Genomic DNA, 19,002 nt, shown 5'->3' with positions numbered 1-19,002 from the left:
GCCTATTCACATGTGTATAGATTGTGCATAGGCTCTTTGTTCCTGTTAGGTAGGATTTTTGATTTTTTCCGAAAGATTGTTAACCACTTTGTACAACTCCTGGTCTATCTTCAATTGCTGTGTAATCTTCTCATGGGCATGAATTACCGTGGTATGGTCACGTCCGCCAAATGCTTCCCCGATCTTCGGCAGGGAATAATCCGTCAGCTCACGGGATAGATACATGGCAATCTGGCGCGGAAAAGCTACAGCTTTGGTGCGTTTACGTGCTTTGAAATCCTCAAGCCGTAAATTGTAGTATTCGCCTACCTTTTGCTGAATATCAGCCATTGTGATCATCTTCGGCCGGCTGGACGGGATGATATCCTTCAGTGCTTCGGCTGCCAGATGGGTGGTTACATCCTGATTGGTGAGTGAGGAGTAAGCCACAACCCTGATCAGCGCGCCTTCCAGCTCGCGAATATTGGTATCAATCTGGTTGGCGATGTACATCATGGCCTCATTGGGAATATCCAGGTTCTCTGCTTTGGCTTTCTTGCGCAGAATGGCAATCCGGGTCTCCAGATCCGGAGGCTGAATATCGGTGATAAGTCCCCATTCAAACCGCGAGCGCAGCCGCTCTTCCAGGGTTGGAATTTCCTTCGGCGGTCGGTCGCTGGAGATAATAATCTGCTTGCGTTCTTCGTGCAGCGCATTAAACGTATGGAAGAATTCCTCCTGAGTCGACTCTTTGCCGGCGAGGAATTGAATGTCATCAATAAGCAGAATATCAACGTTGCGGTATTTGTTGCGGAAGCTTTCTCCCCGGTTGTCACGGATGGAGTTAATAAATTCGTTCGTGAATTTCTCGGACGAGATATAGATAACCTTGTTGTTAGGGTTATGTTCCAGCACATAATGCCCGATGGCATGCATTAGATGGGTTTTGCCCAGACCTACTCCTCCATATAGAAACAAGGGGTTATATGCCTTGGCCGGCGCTTCGGCGACGGCCAGCGAGGCCGCATGTGCGAAACGGTTGCCTGAACCGATCACAAAGGTGTCGAAGGTGTATTTGGGGTTAAGCAGATGTGTTTGCGCTTCTTCACGCGACACAACAGGAGAGGGGGCGGTTTGCTGGACCACAAGCTCTGGAGGCTTGCTTTCCTCAATCACAAACTTTACATCCACCTGCTTCTCGGTGACCTCATAAACGGTTGCTCCAACCAGCTTGGTGTAACGGCTCTCCAGCCACTCTACGGCAAAAGTTGTTGGCGCCGAGATAATGAGTACCTGCGAGTTAAAGGTTACAGCCTTAGTAGCCTTAAACCAGGTATCAAAGCTCGGTTTGCTTAATTTGGTCTGAATAATCGATAAAATTTGCTGCCATAATTCGGAAGTATGGCTGTCCACAGACTGTCACTCCTTTAAATCTTCCAAATGTGGCATCAGCCATGAAGTGGAAATATCGAAGAAAATAGGTTCATGCTGAGAGTTATCCCCAGTATGCATTATTAAGAGACAAAAAAATATGGATAAATTTGAATTGTTCACAACTTTATCCACAGCTTGTTGATAATTTGGGTAACAAACAAATCTATTCACATTCAAAAGTAATACCATCATAGCAAAAGACCCCTTGTTTTTCAATGCGCTGGCCCATTTTATCCACAAATTCAAGCACTTGTGTACAAATTCTAAGCACAACACTACATATTGTTGATAATTTGTTCACCGTTCGACAACTTACGTCAATGCGTCATTTTTGTTATCCACAGGTTGTGCTCATTCGAGGGCGCGCGACATTTTATTTGGTCACAGGTGGATAAGTGCAGAAGTCTGTGGATTACTTTTCGTGCCGATTCGAGGGTGTGGATAAATACAATTTGAATTAGAGGGAAGAAGCAGGGGGACACAGGTTGACTTTTTGGCCTAAAATGTGTTTAAATATATAAAGGTGTTTTCTGTGAGGATATGTCTCCAAATTTAATTGATAATACTTGTAGATACTGTCCCTACTAAAAGAACGGCCTAGACCGTTTCTGCTTATATGGCAGTAAATAAGTTCCTGTAAGGGAGGTGCAACAGATGAGACCGACGTTCAGACCGAATGTGAGCAAACGCAAGAAGGTTCATGGTTTCCGTACAAGAATGAGCACGAAAAACGGCCGTAAAGTGCTGGCAGCTCGCCGCTTGAAAGGCCGCAAAAAGTTGAGTGCCTAGACTAAGGCCACTAAAGGACCACTGCGGTGGTCTTTTTTTAACTATAAGATAGTATAAATTTCACTTAATACTTTATCCTTCTAGTTCTCGCAGAAACGGTTGCCGTCCCTTACAGGACGACAAGGCCGTTTCTTCTTGAATTATAGGAAGAACATTACCACTGCCTCGGCATAGGGTATGGATTACGCTGCAAATAGCGTTGCTATTCCTTGCGGGGGTTTTTTAACGTTGAATTTGAACCTATATATAGAAGCTTAATTTCAGCTGCGGCCGTTTATGGGAGCTGCAGGATGACTATACTAAGTAGAAGAAAAATTCCGGAGCGATGGATTTCGGTCTTTTATGAAGGAGATTGTCCCGTGCATAAAAGCTTACGACTACGAAACCGTGCCGACTTCAGCCGCGTATACCGCCATGGGAAGTCCTTTGCCAATCACCAGTTTGTGGTGTACTGGTTCAATAAAAAAGAGGTAGAGCGCTTCAGGCTTGGGGTATCTGTGAGCAAGAAGGTTGGAAATGCGGTGGTCCGAAACCGGATGAGAAGAGTGGTCAAGGAGATTGTCCGCCTTCATCAGGAGGAAATTGTCGATGGATTGGACATGGTGTTCATTGTGAGAAAAGGGGCGCTGTCGAAGGAATATGCCGAGCTGAACAAAAGCGTGCTTCATGTGCTGCGCAAAGCCAAGCTGCTAAAGGCTTCCCGTAAATAAGTAAGCCTTAAGGGGCTTGTTTATTTGTCTTGATAATTATGGTATCATTTACGATGGAATGGAATGTTTATGAGAGGGGTTTTGAAGTGTCTGTAATGAAGACTAGACGAGGAAAATGGTTGCTCCTCATCGCTTTAATGATGTTGTCTTTAGTTGTTTTGTCAGGATGCTCTTCTTCGACTGCAGTGACTCACACGACGGAGGATTTGAAAAATGGGGGCTTCTGGCAAAGTAATGTGGTTTATTATTTTGCTATAGCTTTAGACACATTTGCCAAATGGTTCAATGGACAATATGGGTTCGCCGTTCTCGTGATGGTTATTATTGTTCGTACCTTAATTCTGCCGCTTACTATGAAGCAGGTCAAAAGCTCGCGCGCCATGCAGGCGATCCAGCCAGAGCTTAAGAAGATTCAAACCAAATACAAAGATACCCCTGAGAAAGTACAGCAGGAAACGATGCGGCTGTTCCAGGAGAACAAGGTTAACCCGATTGCCGGCTGTCTGCCGCTGATCGTCCAAATGCCGGTATTCATCGCCCTGTACAACTCGATCTATTATAACCCGGCATTGCGCGAGCATTCCTTCCTCTGGCTGCAGCTTGGCGAGCCGGACAAGTTGTTCATCCTGCCAGTCTTGGCTGCTATTACAACATTTGTCCAGACTCGGATGATGACAAAGATGAATCCGGTGCAGCAGCAAGGGCCCATGCAGTTTATGATGATGGTCTATCCTGTATTGATCTTCATTATGTCCTATAATTTCCCGGCAGCCCTGCCGCTGTACTGGGTATACAGTAATATCTACACGATTATTCAGAACTATTTCCTATACCGCAACAACGACATAGCTAAATTGGCAGTCGCAGGTGCAGGTAGCAGCAGTACAGTTTCCACCACTTCCAGGGCTAAAAATGCGCCGAATCTTAAGAAGAAGAACAACGGCAAAGCATCGAAGGGGGCAAAAAAGTAAAAATGAGCAAAATCGTCGCAACAGGGAAAACCATTGAAGAAGCTGTAGACCGGGGACTTACCGAGCTTGGAGTGCATAGGGACCGGGTTACGGTCGTTGTGCTTGAACAGCCATCAAGAGGATTCCTGGGATTGATCGGTGCGAAAGGTGCCAAGGTTGAGCTGACCTTGATTCCCGAAGCCGCACCGGCATCAGCGGCGAGTGCTCCGTCACTGCCTCAGCAGTCAGCCAGAGAGAGCAAGCAGGAGGCCGCCGGCGGTGTGCCGCGCCAAGATTCCGGACAACCGGTAGAGGAAGCTTACCAAGAGGCCGTTCGTTTCATTGTGGATGTCGCCAAGAGCATGGGGCTAGAGGTAGAAGCAGAAATCATCCATACTAAGGAATCAACCATACTGCAAATTTCCGGTCCGGACCTGGGCCTGCTGATCGGCAGAAGAGGCCAGACACTGGATGCGCTGCAGTATCTGGCTAACATCGTAGCCAACCGCTACTCGGACAGCTTCATCCGGCTGGTGCTCGATGCAGAGAATTTCCGCGAGCGCCGCAAGAAGACATTGGAGGAACTGGCTGACCGGCTGGCTGGACGGGTGATCCGTACCCGTAAAGAGGTTGTGCTGGAACCCATGTCACCGCAGGAGCGCAAGATTATTCATTCCAGACTGCAGGATCATCGGCAAGTGAATACCCTCAGCAAGGGTGAAGAACCGAACCGCCGGGTCGTTATAACATTGAAGTAATGACATAAACGCCGCAATGACTCCTTGACCACGAAAGGGGTCATTGCTTTTTTTACAATATGATAAACTTAAGACTAGTAGACAAGGAGAGCAACAGCATGTACAGTGACACCATTGCCGCCGTATCCACAGCATTAGGCGAAGGAGGCATCGCCATCATCCGGGTAAGCGGTCCGCAGGCCGTGTCCCAGGTAGCGCTGCTGTTCCGCAGCCGGATTCCCTTGACAGAAGCCGAGACCCATACGGTCCATTATGGACATATTATTGATCCCCGTGATGGGGAGAAGAAGGAAGAAGTACTGGTTACCGTAATGAAAGGTCCACGTTCATTCACAACGGAGGATGTAGTAGAGATCAGCGCCCATGGCGGTGTGATTTCGGTAAGACGGGTCATGGACCTGCTGCTTCAACAGGAGATCCGCCTGGCCGAGCCGGGGGAATTTACGAAACGCGCTTTTCTCGGGGGACGTATTGATCTGTCCCAGGCGGAAGCGGTGATTGATCTGATCCGCTCCAAATCGGACCGCGCTTTCTCCGTAGCCTTGAAGCAGGTCAGCGGCTCCTTATCGCAGAAGATTCATCTTATGCGTCACAGGCTGATTGAGATGCTGGCCCATATTGAAGTCAACATCGATTACCCAGAGCATGATGTGGAATCGGTGACGGCTGATTTCATCAAGGACAAGAGTAACGAAATTATGCAAGGCATTAATCAGCTGCTTAAGACAGCCAATGAAGGCAAGATTCTCCGTGAAGGCATTACAACGGCCATTATCGGGCGACCGAATGTCGGGAAGTCTTCTTTGCTTAATGCGCTTGCGCGCGACAATAAAGCCATTGTAACGGATATTCCGGGGACCACTCGTGATGTAATAGAAGAATATGTAACGATCAACAACATTCCGCTTAGACTGCTGGATACGGCGGGCATCCGTGAAACGATGGACGTCGTGGAGAAGATCGGAGTGGAACGCTCGAAGGCGGCTGTACTGGATGCAGACCTGATCCTGCTGGTGCTGAACAATAACGATGAGCTGCATGAAGATGAATTGGCACTAATGGAACAAATCCACGGTAGACAATGCCTGGTGATCATGAATAAAATGGACTTACCGTCCAAGCTGGACAAGCAGCAGCTGTTTTCTTTTTTTGATGAAGCGGCCGTAGTTCCGATGTCCGTTCTTGAAGAGCAAGGCCTGGATAAACTTGAGGATGCGATTTCAACACTCTTTTTCGGCGGCAAGCTGGAATCGGGCGATTTAACATATGTAAGCAATGCCAGACATATTGCACTGCTGCACAAAGCCTATAAATCACTGCAGGATGCCCATGAAGCGGCCGAACAGCTGATTCCGATTGATATGATCCAAATTGACGTTCGTCTGGCCTGGGAGCAGCTTGGTGAGATTATTGGCGATACGGCTGCCGACTCTCTGCTGGACCAGATATTTTCACAATTCTGTTTAGGCAAATGAAGGATAGGGGGAAATACAACATGAATTATAATGGAGGCAGCTATGATGTAGTTGTCATTGGAGCCGGTCATGCCGGCTGTGAAGCAGCACTAGCATCCGCACGCATGGGCTGTAGAACGCTTATGATTACAATTAACTTGGATATGGTAGCCTTTATGCCCTGCAATCCTTCAATTGGAGGGCCTGCCAAAGGCCATGTCGTCCGCGAAATAGATGCTCTGGGCGGTGAAATGGCCCGCAATATTGACAAGACCTTTATTCAGCTGCGGATGCTTAATACCGGCAAAGGACCTGCTGTCCATGCCTTGCGTGCACAAGCAGATAAATACCTGTACCAGCATGCGATGAAGGAAACGATGGAGAAGACGCCTAACCTGACAATGCGCCAGGGAATGGTGGAACGCCTGATCGTGGAGGATGGCCACTGTGTTGGGGTTGTCACTAAGACAGGGACGGAATATTTCAGCAAAGCAGTAATCCTGACCACAGGCACATATCTACGCGGCAAGGTGATTATGGGTGAGCTGGCTTATGAGAGCGGTCCTAATAATCAGCAACCATCGATTAAACTGTCAGAGCATCTTCGCGAGCTGGGCTTTGATCTGGTGCGCTTTAAGACAGGTACACCGCCTCGTGTGCACAAGGACAGCATTGATTTCTCCAAGACGGAGATTCAGCCCGGAGACAGCAAACTGAAATTTTTCTCTTTTGAAACCAAAGAATCAACGAATGAGCAGCTGCCTTGCTGGCTGACCTATACCTCGGAGGTTACCCACCAGATCATTAATGACAACCTTCATCGTGCCCCCATGTTCACGGGTATTATTGAAGGAACAGGTCCACGCTACTGCCCTTCCATAGAAGATAAGGTGGTACGGTTTAGCGATAAATCACAGCATCAGATCTTCCTGGAGCCAGAAGGTAAAAACACATCGGAATACTATGTTCAAGGCTTGTCCACCAGTCTTCCCGAGGATGTGCAATTAGCCGTTCTACGCTCGATTCCTGGGATGGAGAAGGTAGAGATGATGCGCAACGGGTATGCGATTGAATATGACGCCATGGTTCCAACCCAGCTGTGGCCATCCCTGGAAACCAAACGTCTGCCAGGACTGTTCACGGCCGGACAGATTAATGGTACCTCCGGATATGAAGAAGCGGCTGGACAAGGAGTAATGGCCGGCATTAATGCAGCACGCAAGGTACAGGACAAAGAGCCTATAGTGTTGGATCGCTCACAAGGCTATATCGGTGTTCTGATTGATGATCTGGTAACCAAGGGCACCAACGAACCCTACCGTCTGCTTACCTCGCGTGCAGAATATCGGTTGCTGTTGCGTCACGACAATGCCGATCTGCGCTTAACGCCAATTGGATATGATATTGGACTGATTCCGCAGCAGCGGTATGAGACATTCCTTGATAAGAAACAGCGGGTAGATCAAGAGATCAAACGGCTGAAAGAAACTAAGGTAAAACCTGTAGAGGTAAATGCAGTGCTTGAACAATATGAATCTGCACCTATCGTCGACGGCAGCAATCTGTTGACCCTGATGCGTCGTCCTGAGCTTGGCTACAGCCTAGTTGATCAGATTTCACCTTCTCCCGAAATGCTGGATGAGGATATGAAGGAGCAGGTTGAGATTCAGATTAAATACGCCGGGTATATTGAGAAACAGCTGCAGCATGTAGAGCGGCTGCTGAAGATGGAGCAGAAGAAGATTCCGCTTGATATTGATTACAGCACCATTCATGGTCTGGCGATGGAAGCGCGGCAGAAGCTGACCAAGATCGCTCCCATCTCCATTGGACAGGCTTCACGGATATCCGGTGTAACACCGGCGGATATTTCCATCCTGCTTGTTCATCTTGAGCATTATAACCGGGTAACGGCCGCGAAAGGATAAATTATGGATCAAGTATCGGAACAATTCCTTCAATTGCTGCAGCGCAAGGGAATCGAGCTTACTGCGGAGCAGCTGAGCCAGTTCGAGCAATATTATCAGGAGTTGGTAGCCTGGAATGAGAAGATGAATCTAACCGGGATCACGGAACGTGATCAGGTATATATGAAGCATTTTTATGATTCCATCTCACTTGCCTTCTATGTGAATATGAATAACATTACGAATATAGCTGATATTGGTTCAGGGGCGGGGTTCCCGGGAATTCCGCTGAAGATTTGTTTCCCCCACCTGAAGCTGACGATTGTAGACTCGCTGAACAAAAGAATTTCTTTTCTGCAGCACGTAAGTGATTCAATAGGATTAAAGGATGTACAGCTGATTCATGGCAGGGCAGAGGACATAGCACGTAAGTCAGAGCATCGTGACTCCTATGATCTGGTTACTGCACGTGCGGTAGCACGGCTGTCTCTGCTTAACGAATTCTGTTTGCCCTTTGCCCGCAAGGATGGAGTGTTCGCCGCAATGAAAGGCAATGATCCTGCAGAAGAGCTGGCTGAAGCGAAATTCAGTCTGAAGGAGTTGCGTGGCAAGGTAAGTAAGGTGGAGGCTTTTCAACTCCCGGTTGAAGAATCTACCCGTCATATTGTGCTTATCGCCAAAACAGCTCCAACACCTGTCAAATACCCGCGCAAGGCGGGGATTCCAGCTAAAACCCCATTATAGAAGGTGGACAGTAAGAGTTCGTCTTATTTAATTTAATTGTTTCACGTGAAACAACAGATCATTTATGTTAGATCAATCTCCTGTAACGGTGGGGGATTGATCTTTTTTTCTGAAATAATGCTCTAATGCTTGAAAAGCTCAGCCAGGCAGGAAAATTAGGTCTGTTTGTAGAATATGATTATGTGCTGAAAAGTGATAGAATAATAGAGTGGATTTCCTGCATGGCAAGCAGCGATAGCCGGATGAGGAAACCGCGGACCTGATTGCTAGCAGGCCATTTCATTTGCTGTACGATATGCTTATCAAGTATAAGGTCATGAAGATCGTACTATAACGAAATTAGGTGGTTATGAACGGAATGAAAGAACAATTCACCAAGCTTTTTGGATTCACTGAGCGGAGCAGCGGAGAAGAAATTAAACAAATCCCGGTTCATGAGGTCATTAGCAGCCCTTATCAGCCAAGGACCATTTTTGATGATGAGAAGATCGATGAGCTGTGCCAGACCATCAAAACTCATGGAGTCATCCAACCCATTGTTGTACGCATGCGCGATTCCCAATATGAGATTATCGCAGGCGAACGGCGTTGGAGAGCGGTAAAAAAGCTTGGAATGGAAACTATTCCGGCCATTGTTCGTGAGTTTAATGATTCGCAGGCCGCGTCTATCGCGCTCATTGAGAATTTACAACGTGAGGGACTAACCTCTATTGAAGAAGCGGTTGCTTATCAGAAGCTGATCGATCTGCATCAGTTAACACAAGAGAGTCTGGCACAACGTCTTGGTAAAAGTCAGTCGACGATTGCCAACAAGATACGTCTCTTGCATCTTCCAGAGCAGGTAAAGACCGCATTAATGGAACGCCAGATCACTGAGAGACATGCCAGATCGTTGCTATCCCTGGATGGCGTGGACATGCAATTGAAGGTGTTGGCCGAGATCATTGCCAAGGGACTTAATGTTAAACAGACAGAAGCACGCATTGCTTTCTATAAAGCACTTACAGACACACAATCCAAAAAGTCCAAGAGGGTTTCCTATACAAAAGATGTTCGTCTAGCGCTAAATACAATTCGTCAATCCATTGATATGGTGTCAGGTTCCGGTATGGAAATCAAAACGTCAGAAAATGACCGTGGTGACCATTACGAAATTGTGATCCAAATCCCCAAAAGATAAATTGTTAATAAAGCTGAAGGCGGCCCTGAGGTGATTGGCCGCCTTTTCTGTGACTTGGTGCAGGCTGGCTGTGGTTGATCTGAATATCCCGCAAAAGGATCACACAATCTCTGAATGTGGGCGTAAACACTATATTGTGATCATGAAGATTCTTCCAACTATTCGAGGTGAAATAAGTGTCCAAGATTATTGCCATAGCGAATCAAAAAGGCGGTGTCGGTAAAACAACAACCTCTGTGAACCTAGGCGCCGGTATGGCTGCGCTGGGAAAGAGAGTGCTTCTTGTCGATATCGACCCTCAAGGCAACACAACCAGCGGCGTTGGCATCAACAAAGCGGATGTAGCAAACTGTATCTACGATATTCTTATTAATGAAGTTGAACCCCATGAAACTATATTAGAGACCAGAAATGAAGGCCTGCATATTATACCGGCAACTATTCAGTTGGCAGGGGCAGAGATAGAACTTGTATCTACGATCTCCAGAGAATTGAAGCTGAAGAAAGCTCTAAATGCAGTCAAAGCCAATTATGATTACATCATTATTGACTGTCCGCCATCTTTGGGGATTCTAACCATTAATTCCTTAACGGCAGCCGACTCAGTAATCATACCCATTCAATGTGAATATTACGCCCTGGAAGGGTTAAGCCAGTTGTTGAATACCGTTCGGCTGGTACAAAAAAATCTCAATCCTCATTTGAAGATTGAAGGAGTATTGCTAACCATGCTGGATGCCCGCACCAATCTGGGGATTCAAGTTATAGAAGAGGTTAAGAAATATTTCCAGGAAAAAGTGTACAGAACGATCATCCCGCGCAATGTCCGATTAAGTGAAGCACCATCCCACGGGCAATCCATAATCACCTATGACCCCCGCTCCAAAGGGGCAGAAGTATATTTAGAGCTGGCAAAGGAAGTGATTTCTTATGAGTAAACGTTTAGGTAAAGGACTGGATGCTTTAATCCCATCCTTGTCAATTAACGAGGACGACAAAGTAGTAGAGATCCCCTTGGGTCAGCTGCGTGCCAATCCGTATCAGCCCCGCAAGGATTTCAACGAAGAGGCTATACAGGAACTAGCGGAGTCGATCAGACAACATGGGGTAATTCAACCAATTATTGTTCGTAGTGTGCTAAAAGGCTATGAAATCATTGCTGGTGAACGACGCTTCAGGGCCTCGCAATACTGCGAAAAAGCAACCATTCCCGCTGTTGTGAGAAATCTTAGTGATCAGCAAGTGATGGAAATCGCCCTCATTGAAAACCTTCAGCGCGAGAATCTGAATGCTATGGAAATTGCTGTAGCCTACCAGGGGTTGATGGATCAATTCGCTTTGACTCAGGAAGAGCTTTCATTGAAAGTTGGGAAATCCAGATCGCATATTGCCAACTTTCTGCGCTTATTATCTTTGCCTGAAGAAGTGAAGGAATATGTTTCACGTGGAACAATGTCGATGGGGCATGCGCGTGCAATTGTTGCACTCAAAGATCCGGAGTTAGTGATGCAACTGGCACAGCAATGCGTGGAGCAGCAATGGAGTGTAAGAGAGCTGGAGGAAACGGTAAAGAATCTGGACCGAAAGCCTGCAAGCGGAGCAATTAAAGCTAAGGTTGTTAAACGTGATCCATACATTGACAATGTAGAGGAAGGTCTGCGGGAACGCTTCAAGACGACGGTGAGAATCAAACAAGGCAAGGAAAAAGGTAAAATCGAAATTAATTATTACAGTGCTCAGGATCTAGAGAGATTGCTGGAACTGCTCGGCAACTAAACGGATATTGGATTCTATAAAATATATCCTGAGATATCCTTAGCGGGATAAGGAAGGATATTTTTTTGTAGAATATAGTTTTGATACAGGAAATGTGAAAATAGAATGTGTAGGGGGCAGGCGAATGAAACAGCTGATATATCTTGATTATGCGGCTACTTCTTGGCCGAAACCGCCGGAAGTGTTGGCCGCGGTGCTGAATACATTGGAGCACTCCGGGGCAAACGCGGGACGCGGTAATCATTCGTTGGCTATGGGGACAGGCAGGGTGCTGGTGAGAGCACGGGCAGCGCTTGCTGAACTATTCGGAGTGGCCAATGCTCAGGACATTGCTTTTACGCATAATACGACTATGGGACTTAATATGGCTATTCGGGGAGTTCTAAAACCTGGAGACCATGTGATCTCCACAATGACTGAACATAACTCCGTGCGTCGACCTCTGGAATATCTAAAGCGCACTCTGGGGATTGAAGTTGATTATTTAAAGGTTAATAATGAGGGGCAATTGGATCTGCAGGAACTCAGCGACAGCTTCTGTTATAATACGAAAATGGCAATCTGCAATCATGGCTCCAATCTGCTTGGTAGTATTCTTCCTATAGAAGAAATTGGCAGTATAGCTAAAAAACATGGTGCTATATTTCTGGTCGATGCTGCCCAAACGGCAGGTAGTGTGGAAATAGACGTTGGACGGATGGGGATTGATCTGTTAGCTTTTCCCGGCCACAAGGGGCTGCTTGGTCCCCAAGGCACCGGTGGACTATACATCTCGCCGCAGATTGAACTGGAACCCTTGATCCTTGGGGGGACAGGCAGCCAATCGGAGAGCAGTGAACAACCCTCTGTGCGTCCCGACCGATATGAGGCCGGCACTCAGAATGCACCGGGGATCGCCGGACTGCTGGCAGGTGTGCTAAAAATTAAATCTGTAGGACTTCATTCGATTCATCAGCAGGAGTGGCAACTTACTCAGCTGTTAATGGGGGGCTTAGCGTCCATGAAAGGAATTCGAATCTTGGGGCCGCAACAAGGGGAGAAGCGGACGGGTATTGTATCCTTTGTGATGGAAGGGCTGGACTCGGCTGATATTGCCCACCGGCTTGACCGTGAATATAACATTGCAGTGCGTGCCGGGATGCATTGTACACCCCTGGCACATCAGGCAGCAGACACACTGAAATCGGGTGCTGTGCGGGCTAGTGTAGGTTTGGATTCGACAGAGCATGATATAGACAGAGTGCTGGCAGCTGTCAGGGAAATTCAGAAGAGCAGCCGTAGCAGATAAACACAAAGGATGGTCCATTTATGTCAGAGATGAATCAATTATTTAACGATCAATTAGCTTGGTTTGTATTAGGTGTGTCAGCAATGCTGCTCGTGCTGTTGGTGATTCTAATCATGCAAGGTGCCAAGCTGCGTACGATGCGGCGCAAATATGAATCGATGATGGGCGGGAACGGTGTGGAGGATCTGGAAGGCCTCCTGATTGACCTGAAGAATCAGGCGGATATGCTTGAGGAGGAGCAGCACAAGCATAAGGCTGCATTGGAAGCAACTGGAGTTAGAATCCGTAGCATGAAGTCTAATATAGCTCTTAAACGTTATAATGCTTTTGGGGAACGGGGCAACAACCTGAGCTTCTCGCTGGCTTTAGTCGATGATGACCAATCCGGCGTTGTAATCACCAGCTTGCACAATAGAGAGAACTCATATATCTATTCCAAGCCCATGGACAAAGGGGAGTCGCAAATTCCGCTTTCTCCTGAAGAGAAGGAAGTTATTGCTCTAGCGTTGCAGCGGACTTAGCATGTGCATTCCACTGCTTCAGGGCGGAATATAGACTTGTAGCAATGATGTCCGACAGTCTCATGACCAGGCTTAATCGCGTATTCTGCAGAACGAAATACTCCATGAAGCCACCAACGTTGACGATTCCCGTTAAGTGGATATCACCAACGGGCGGCAAGTGTTTATTGACACCTGCGCCGGGGCGGAGCGGTCCGTCCACGACCTGGATGCTGCCTACACTTGTGGAATGGCCCAAGCAGGCATCAATGCCCACTATAAAGGGGTTGTGATGTTTGCGGTAAATGGTCGCTAGGGTATCTTCAAGATTGACGGCATGGACCGGTTCCTCAAGTGTCCCATACAGATGAAACAGTGGACTGTGAAAACGGGACAATGATGTGCCGACAAGCGGACCGAGCGAATCGCCGGTAGACCGGTCGGTGCCAATGCAGATAATTACAATCGGCGTGTCCGGGCGTGTGCGTGAGAGGTGGAACAATAATCGATGAGTGATGGCAGAATAAATATTGGGATCGGCATGCGATATTTTGAGACAGGTAATCTCTTGCGGCGGTGAGGCCTTAGGTGAGAAATTCATGCTATCTTCCTTTCCGTAGCTGATTCTATTGGTTCACATCTAGTATATGGATGAAAGAAGGATTTTATACTAAGGGGTCAAGAGATAGGACGTTAAGCCTAGGAGGGAGGCGCCCGTTATGGAGGATGAATTGCTGATAGCTTTTGATTCTACCCAGCAGGCCTTGCGTGCGGAAATGCTGCTGGAGTATGCCGATATAGAAATTGATATATTCCCTACACCCAAAGAAATTACGGCGGGGTGTGCGATGTCGATCCAATTCTTCCGTAACGCGCTGGCGGAGGTAAGGGTGATCATCGCTGAACAGCATATTGAAATACGCGGCATCTATGGCAGAACTAACAACGAAGAGTATGTGCTGGTTGAGGGAGAAGGGGGAGGATAAGCATGTGGTTGACAGCAGCTGAGAACAGTGGAACAGATAAGGCCGTTGCAGAGGTTGTGCGTTTTAAAGATAAAATATGGAACTGGTTCACTGATGCTGATATGTGGGCTAACATTCTGTTTGCGGGAATTCGGATCTTAGTTATATTTATCTTGAGCCGAATTCTCATCAAAGTGGTCTCCAATCTGATCGACCGGTCCATGAATCAGAACCGCAAAGGCAGGCTGCTGCCGAGCAGCCGCAGGTTCACCACGGTTGGCGAGCTGCTCAAAAATGTGGTTACCGTCGTCTGCAATTTTGTGATGATCATCCTTATACTGTCTGAGTTTAATTTCGAGCTGGGTCCGTTGCTGGCTGGTGCAAGTGTGCTTGGTCTAGCTATAGGTTTCGGGGCGCAAAGTCTGGTCAAGGATGTAATTACCGGCTTCTTCATCATCTTCGAGGATCAGTTCGCCGTAGGCGATGTGATTCAGACCGGAACTTATAAAGGCACTGTGGAATTGATCGGTCTTCGAACCACCAGGCTGCTCAGCAGCACGGGAGAGGTGTTCATTATCCCCAACGGCACAATTATCAACGTGACCAACTACTCACTGGCCAATGCGCTTGCAGTAGTAGATGTGCCGGTGAAGATGGAGCGCAGCCTGGAATCGACCTTGACGTTGATTGCAGCGGCGCTGAAAGGGATCGAGGAGCGTAATCCCAATGTGCTGGCTTACCCCAATGTACTGGGCATCCAGTCGATGAGCACAGCGGAATATGTAATCCGTGTGGCGGCAACCTGCCAGCCAAATGCTAAAGAGGATGCGGAGCGGCAGATTCAGCGGGATATCAAGCAGGCGCTGGAGCAACAGATGGCACTCGAAGCGGCGGAGACCGAGGAGAAAGCACGCAGGGAGGCCGAGGAGGCTGCGAGAGCGGCTGTGGAGGAAGAGCTAAGGGAAGAGGAGCGTCGGCTACGAGAAGCGTCCGGAAGGCGTCTGAGAGGCCAGATGGCTGCTGCTCAAGAGGGAGAAGAGGAGGAAGACTAGTGGAGCGTAAAGTTTTTGAGCTTGGAGATGTGGTGCAGATGAAGAAGTCGCATCCCTGCGGTACAAATGAGATGGAGATTATCCGTATGGGGATGGATATCCGGATTAAATGTACCGGCTGCCAGCATAGCGTTCTGATCCCCCGTGTCAAGTTCGAGAAGAACCTGAAGAAGGTACTGCGGGCTGCAGGAGAAAGCAATAATTAGCTTGCAAATGAGAATGGTACATGATACAATAACTCTTGCTGCGGAGAGGTACCCAAGAGGCCCAAGGGGGCTGACTCGAAATCAGTTAGGCGTGTCACAGCGTGCGTGGGTTCGAATCCCACCCTCTCCGTTTTCCTAAAAACACGCTAGTATCAATGGTTTCAGTACGATATGTGTACGGAAACTACACGATAACGACGCTAGATGATTGCGAGATACCTTACTGATTACACAATGCTCTCTACGTTAATATGACGTAGGGGCTTTTTTGTATGGATAAACGCTCGGGCAAACGGACATTAACGGAGCGGACGCCGATGGCTGACGTCGCTCCTGCCGGCGTACTCGCTAGAGGATGCGATCGACTTCGTAGTGAAGATTAAGCGCGCTAAGAATCTAAAGGAAAGACGATCGACGGGTATGTTCAGAACATGCGGTATTTTACGGAATGGTTAGCGGGAAACATCGGGATGATGAAGCATGGAATTGTAGTAAGAAAGGGACCGCTAAGGTCCCTTCAATAACTATTTAAGTTCTTTAGGAGTAGGTTTGGCTTGCAATCTCTTTTCGACTTTTTTAATACTGTCATAGACAGGTAATTCCTCCGGCATCGTTCCACCAAGTTCGGCAATTGTTTCACGTACTTTTTGCCTACTTCATAATGAGTCCTATTAGCTGATACTTGTCCTGAAATAGCGTCCCGTCGCAACTTCTCCTCAGTTTGAGTCGCTCTAAAAAGATTAGCAGCCAACTCAGTGGGACCCATATGGTCAAGAATTTTTTGTGATTTTTAAAGCCCCTTTGTGCGAATGGATATCTTTGTTTTCTAGACCCCCATAAAGCCCTCTATATCCGTGGTTCTGAAAGATGGCGAATTCGAAGGAAGTAATAACTCCCGAGTCGTATGCTGCGGCAGCAAGAGCAGTATTATGGTTTTTTAGTTCCTCACGTAGCATAAAGCGTTTTTCATCCTCAGACGATTGTTCAAATAGTTCATGTTTTCTTGTTTGAACAGCAAAATATGTTTGACCGAAAGCGACAACTTCCTTAGCAGGGTCTGCGTTTTGAATGACTAAATAACAAGCATATCGAGAAAGACGAATGGATTCAAATTCTCGTGAAGCGCCAGAACCGATCTTAACCATCTCGAGGAAGTCCTCGAAATGGTTAAGAATTTCTTGACCACTATTGTCACAGGCAAGTTTAGCTTTATCTATAACAGGTATGAAGTGACGATACTCAGAGTACTCTAGAATTTTTGATAACTCGCGAGAAGACCAATATTCATTCTCATTTTCATCGTATCTCTTAGCATTTTCAAAAAGGGAATGATTATGCTCAGAACCCGAATGTTCAGTTAATTTTGTCATAAATGACCTCCCGAAAACATAAATAAGTTAATTAACTTATTATACCATATCGATAACGCTAAAATTAGCGTTGATTATTTACCTTTAGCTTGGAAACCTCCGTGAATATTAATCAGCTAAGCCATAGGCTCTTGCGCATTCCGCAGGAACAGCCCGCCCTTATACTTAGGATCTAGCGCATTCCGAAGGAACAGCTGCTCTTGATCTTAGCCCACGGCGTGCATCCCGTCAGGGATAGCACGCCGGCCCATGCGGCGTTTAAGCGGTCCCACAGGGATAAGCGATCCACCCTCCCAAGCCGCCTAATCACAGTACCGCCAGGCTCATTCGCCAAACTTGCGGGAGTCCAGAGGGCAGAGCCCTTTGGGGCCCTCCCTTGGAAGGGAGGGCTCGATAGACGACACAAAAAGAAGGTCCACAAAGGACCCTCTTTAAGAGGCAGCACAGCAATGATGTTCGGAATATCTCTGTCTAAAGCCACTAAAGTGTAATAGGTGTTGCTCAGGAATGCAGCCTTTTTAGAGTGGCATTCCTGTACTACTCCCAGCCTACAATAGATGCTGAATCAGAATTCCTGTGATTGTGTTCGTCTACGACGCCCAACGGAACCACACCTCTCTTTTGTACTGCCTGAGAATAGTATGGGGCAATATGAACTCTTTTATACATGGACAGCGAAATTATTTAATGAACCCTTGCTTTCTCGGCTTTCTTCCACTTGCGGTTCTTGTTGGTGGTTTCGGGAAAGGTGTCACCTTTCTCCATGGTAATACGCTGCGGGTGCTGAATTTCGGTGTGGAAGCTGCGAGCTTCGCCTACCTCGGTATAGGTGCCCGGATTGGGGGCCTTGTCGCCTTTTTCATATTCGGTCTTCTCACCCATGGGGTATTCCTCCTTTCTAAAGCTAATGAATGCAGGGTTATTGTGCGCATGACGGTGTGGCTTCATGTATCCAAAAGCATCCATCGATTCTGCTCGTATGAATAATACTTGCACTTTGATGATCAATTTGGTATATTAATTTGGTGCGAGTCTATGTTTGTGCTCGTTCCTTGCTCCTGGCGTGATCAGGGGCCTCAGACCATAAGGAGGTGAAAATTATGCGCAAATATGAAGTGATGTATATTATTCGTCCGGACATTGAACAGGAAGCCGTTCAAGCAGCAGTCGAAAAATTCCAAGGCATCATCTCCAATGGCGGGGAAATTACAAAGCACGATGTGCAAGGTAAACGCCGTCTTGCGTATGAGATCAAGAAATTCCGTGATGGCGTCTATGTATTGGTTAACTTTACTGCAGAACCTGCAGTAGTTACTGAATTAGAACGTATCATGAAGATTTCTGACGAAGTTATTCGTTATCTCATTACGAACGACGTTGCCTAAGATATTGACAAGCTTTGTAATAAATCGCTCCAAAGGAGGGGAATGAATTGTTGAACCGTATCATTCTGATCGGTCGCTTGACCCGTGACCCGGAACTTCGTTATACTCCCGCTGGTGTAGCCGTAACGCAGTTTACGCTTGCCGTAGACCGCAACTTTACGGGCCAGAATGGTGAACGCGAGGCGGACTTTATCCCGGTTGTAACCTGGAGACAGCTTGCAGAAACCTGTGCCAATTACTTGCGCAAAGGCCGTCTGACAGCTGTGGAAGGACGCATCCAAGTACGGAATTATGAGAATAATGAAGGCAAACGTGTATACGTAACCGAAGTTATTGCTGATAATGTCCGTTTCCTGGAATCTACGCAGAACCGCGAAGGCGGAACTCCATCAAGTGGCGCAAGTGTGCCTGAAGAACCAGCCTATGGTGGCGGCAATAACAGTGGACGTGGAAACAATAACAATGTTCCGCGTAACAACAATAATCAAGATCCTTTTTCGGGCGATGGTAAGCCGATTGATATATCGGATGATGATTTGCCATTTTAATAAGGAA

21 protein-coding genes and 1 tRNA gene are annotated in these 19,002 nt (G+C 47.3%); 18 read left to right on the top strand and 4 right to left on the bottom strand.

Annotated elements, in window-relative coordinates; genetic code table 11:
* Positions 1–45 precede the first annotated feature (45 nt).
* Entirely contained in the window at positions 46–1,392 is a 1,347-nt protein-coding gene (gene dnaA, locus B9T62_RS32015) for a chromosomal replication initiator protein DnaA (protein ID WP_087918964.1), read from the bottom strand.
* 675 nt (positions 1,393–2,067) lie between these two features.
* Here dnaA and rpmH point away from each other — a divergent pair.
* From rpmH to B9T62_RS31955, 12 genes are all read left to right on the top strand, one after another.
* Positions 2,068–2,202 (top strand): 50S ribosomal protein L34, encoded by a 135-nt coding sequence (gene rpmH, locus B9T62_RS32010; RefSeq protein WP_087918963.1) that lies wholly within the window; start codon positions 2,068–2,070, stop codon positions 2,200–2,202.
* A gap of 359 nt (positions 2,203–2,561) precedes the next feature.
* Entirely contained in the window at positions 2,562–2,912 is a 351-nt protein-coding gene (rnpA, locus tag B9T62_RS32005) for a ribonuclease P protein component (RefSeq protein WP_087918962.1), read from the top strand.
* A gap of 86 nt (positions 2,913–2,998) precedes the next feature.
* Positions 2,999–3,883, top strand: coding sequence for a membrane protein insertase YidC (gene yidC, locus B9T62_RS32000; RefSeq protein WP_087920502.1), 885 nt, complete (start codon positions 2,999–3,001; stop codon positions 3,881–3,883).
* A gap of 2 nt (positions 3,884–3,885) precedes the next feature.
* Positions 3,886–4,620 carry an RNA-binding cell elongation regulator Jag/EloR gene (gene jag / locus B9T62_RS31995; RefSeq protein ID WP_087918961.1) on the top strand — a complete coding sequence of 245 codons (735 nt, stop codon included), beginning with the start codon at positions 3,886–3,888 and terminating at the stop codon, positions 4,618–4,620.
* Between the two features lie 98 nt (positions 4,621–4,718).
* Positions 4,719–6,095, top strand: a complete 1,377-nt coding sequence (gene mnmE / locus B9T62_RS31990; protein WP_087918960.1) for a tRNA uridine-5-carboxymethylaminomethyl(34) synthesis GTPase MnmE — start codon at positions 4,719–4,721, stop codon at positions 6,093–6,095.
* 20 nt (positions 6,096–6,115) lie between these two features.
* Positions 6,116–8,002 carry a tRNA uridine-5-carboxymethylaminomethyl(34) synthesis enzyme MnmG gene (mnmG, locus tag B9T62_RS31985; protein ID WP_087918959.1) on the top strand — a complete coding sequence of 629 codons (1,887 nt, stop codon included), beginning with the start codon at positions 6,116–6,118 and terminating at the stop codon, positions 8,000–8,002.
* A gap of 3 nt (positions 8,003–8,005) precedes the next feature.
* Positions 8,006–8,725 carry a 16S rRNA (guanine(527)-N(7))-methyltransferase RsmG gene (rsmG, locus tag B9T62_RS31980; RefSeq protein ID WP_087918958.1) on the top strand — a complete coding sequence of 240 codons (720 nt, stop codon included), beginning with the start codon at positions 8,006–8,008 and terminating at the stop codon, positions 8,723–8,725.
* Between the two features lie 358 nt (positions 8,726–9,083).
* Complete coding sequence (noc, locus tag B9T62_RS31975; protein WP_087918957.1) at positions 9,084–9,905, top strand: nucleoid occlusion protein; 822 nt, start codon at positions 9,084–9,086, stop codon at positions 9,903–9,905.
* A gap of 176 nt (positions 9,906–10,081) precedes the next feature.
* Positions 10,082–10,843 carry a ParA family protein gene (locus B9T62_RS31970; RefSeq protein WP_087918956.1) on the top strand — a complete coding sequence of 254 codons (762 nt, stop codon included), beginning with the start codon at positions 10,082–10,084 and terminating at the stop codon, positions 10,841–10,843.
* Positions 10,836–11,681, top strand: a complete 846-nt coding sequence (locus tag B9T62_RS31965) for a ParB/RepB/Spo0J family partition protein (protein ID WP_087918955.1) — start codon at positions 10,836–10,838, stop codon at positions 11,679–11,681. The genes B9T62_RS31970 and B9T62_RS31965 overlap by 8 nt, the downstream gene beginning before the upstream one ends.
* Before the next feature lie 124 nt (positions 11,682–11,805).
* Positions 11,806–12,969 carry an aminotransferase class V-fold PLP-dependent enzyme gene (locus B9T62_RS31960; RefSeq protein WP_087918954.1) on the top strand — a complete coding sequence of 388 codons (1,164 nt, stop codon included), beginning with the start codon at positions 11,806–11,808 and terminating at the stop codon, positions 12,967–12,969.
* A gap of 20 nt (positions 12,970–12,989) precedes the next feature.
* Positions 12,990–13,490, top strand: a complete 501-nt coding sequence (locus tag B9T62_RS31955; protein ID WP_087918953.1) for a DUF4446 family protein — start codon at positions 12,990–12,992, stop codon at positions 13,488–13,490.
* Here B9T62_RS31955 and yyaC read toward each other — a convergent pair.
* Positions 13,462–14,070, bottom strand: coding sequence for a spore protease YyaC (gene yyaC, locus B9T62_RS31950; RefSeq protein ID WP_087918952.1), 609 nt, complete (start codon positions 14,068–14,070; stop codon positions 13,462–13,464). The two genes, B9T62_RS31955 and yyaC, sit on opposite strands and share 29 nt — an antisense overlap.
* 118 nt (positions 14,071–14,188) lie before the next feature.
* Here yyaC and B9T62_RS31945 point away from each other — a divergent pair, with 118 nt between their 5' ends.
* The 4 genes from B9T62_RS31945 to B9T62_RS31930 all read left to right on the top strand — a co-directional run bounded on the left by B9T62_RS31945 (position 14,189) and on the right by B9T62_RS31930 (position 15,822).
* Entirely contained in the window at positions 14,189–14,455 is a 267-nt protein-coding gene (locus tag B9T62_RS31945; RefSeq protein WP_087918951.1) for a putative Se/S carrier protein, read from the top strand.
* Positions 14,456–14,457: 2 nt separating this feature from the next.
* Positions 14,458–15,486 carry a mechanosensitive ion channel family protein gene (locus B9T62_RS31940; protein ID WP_087918950.1) on the top strand — a complete coding sequence of 343 codons (1,029 nt, stop codon included), beginning with the start codon at positions 14,458–14,460 and terminating at the stop codon, positions 15,484–15,486.
* A complete protein-coding gene (locus tag B9T62_RS31935; protein ID WP_087918949.1) occupies positions 15,486–15,692 on the top strand; it encodes a DUF951 domain-containing protein in 207 nt (68 codons plus the stop codon). The genes B9T62_RS31940 and B9T62_RS31935 overlap by 1 nt, the downstream gene beginning before the upstream one ends.
* A gap of 42 nt (positions 15,693–15,734) precedes the next feature.
* Positions 15,735–15,822: transfer RNA gene (locus B9T62_RS31930), tRNA-Ser, on the top strand.
* Positions 15,823–16,462: 640 nt separating this feature from the next.
* On the opposite strand, the gene dinD is transcribed toward B9T62_RS31930, so the two are convergent.
* Both dinD and B9T62_RS31920 read right to left on the bottom strand, forming a co-directional pair.
* Positions 16,463–17,062: a DNA damage-inducible protein D gene (gene dinD / locus B9T62_RS31925; protein ID WP_211296373.1), complete on the bottom strand. Its 600-nt coding sequence runs from the start codon at positions 17,060–17,062 to the stop codon at positions 16,463–16,465.
* Positions 17,063–17,746: 684 nt separating this feature from the next.
* A complete protein-coding gene (locus B9T62_RS31920; protein ID WP_087918948.1) occupies positions 17,747–17,944 on the bottom strand; it encodes a YjzC family protein in 198 nt (65 codons plus the stop codon).
* 218 nt (positions 17,945–18,162) lie between these two features.
* On the opposite strand from B9T62_RS31920, the gene rpsF reads away from it, so the two are divergent.
* Positions 18,163–18,447 carry a 30S ribosomal protein S6 gene (rpsF, locus tag B9T62_RS31915; RefSeq protein ID WP_025706808.1) on the top strand — a complete coding sequence of 95 codons (285 nt, stop codon included), beginning with the start codon at positions 18,163–18,165 and terminating at the stop codon, positions 18,445–18,447.
* Positions 18,448–18,494: 47 nt separating this feature from the next.
* Positions 18,495–18,995 (top strand): single-stranded DNA-binding protein, encoded by a 501-nt coding sequence (gene ssb / locus B9T62_RS31910; RefSeq protein WP_087918947.1) that lies wholly within the window; start codon positions 18,495–18,497, stop codon positions 18,993–18,995.
* Positions 18,996–19,002 lie beyond the last annotated feature (7 nt).

The organism is Paenibacillus donghaensis, assembly GCF_002192415.1.
GTDB lineage: Bacteria > Bacillota > Bacilli > Paenibacillales > Paenibacillaceae > Paenibacillus_AQ > Paenibacillus_AQ donghaensis.
The sequence above is the reverse complement of the archived record's forward strand: the minus strand, read 5'-3'. Positions and strand labels throughout refer to the sequence as shown.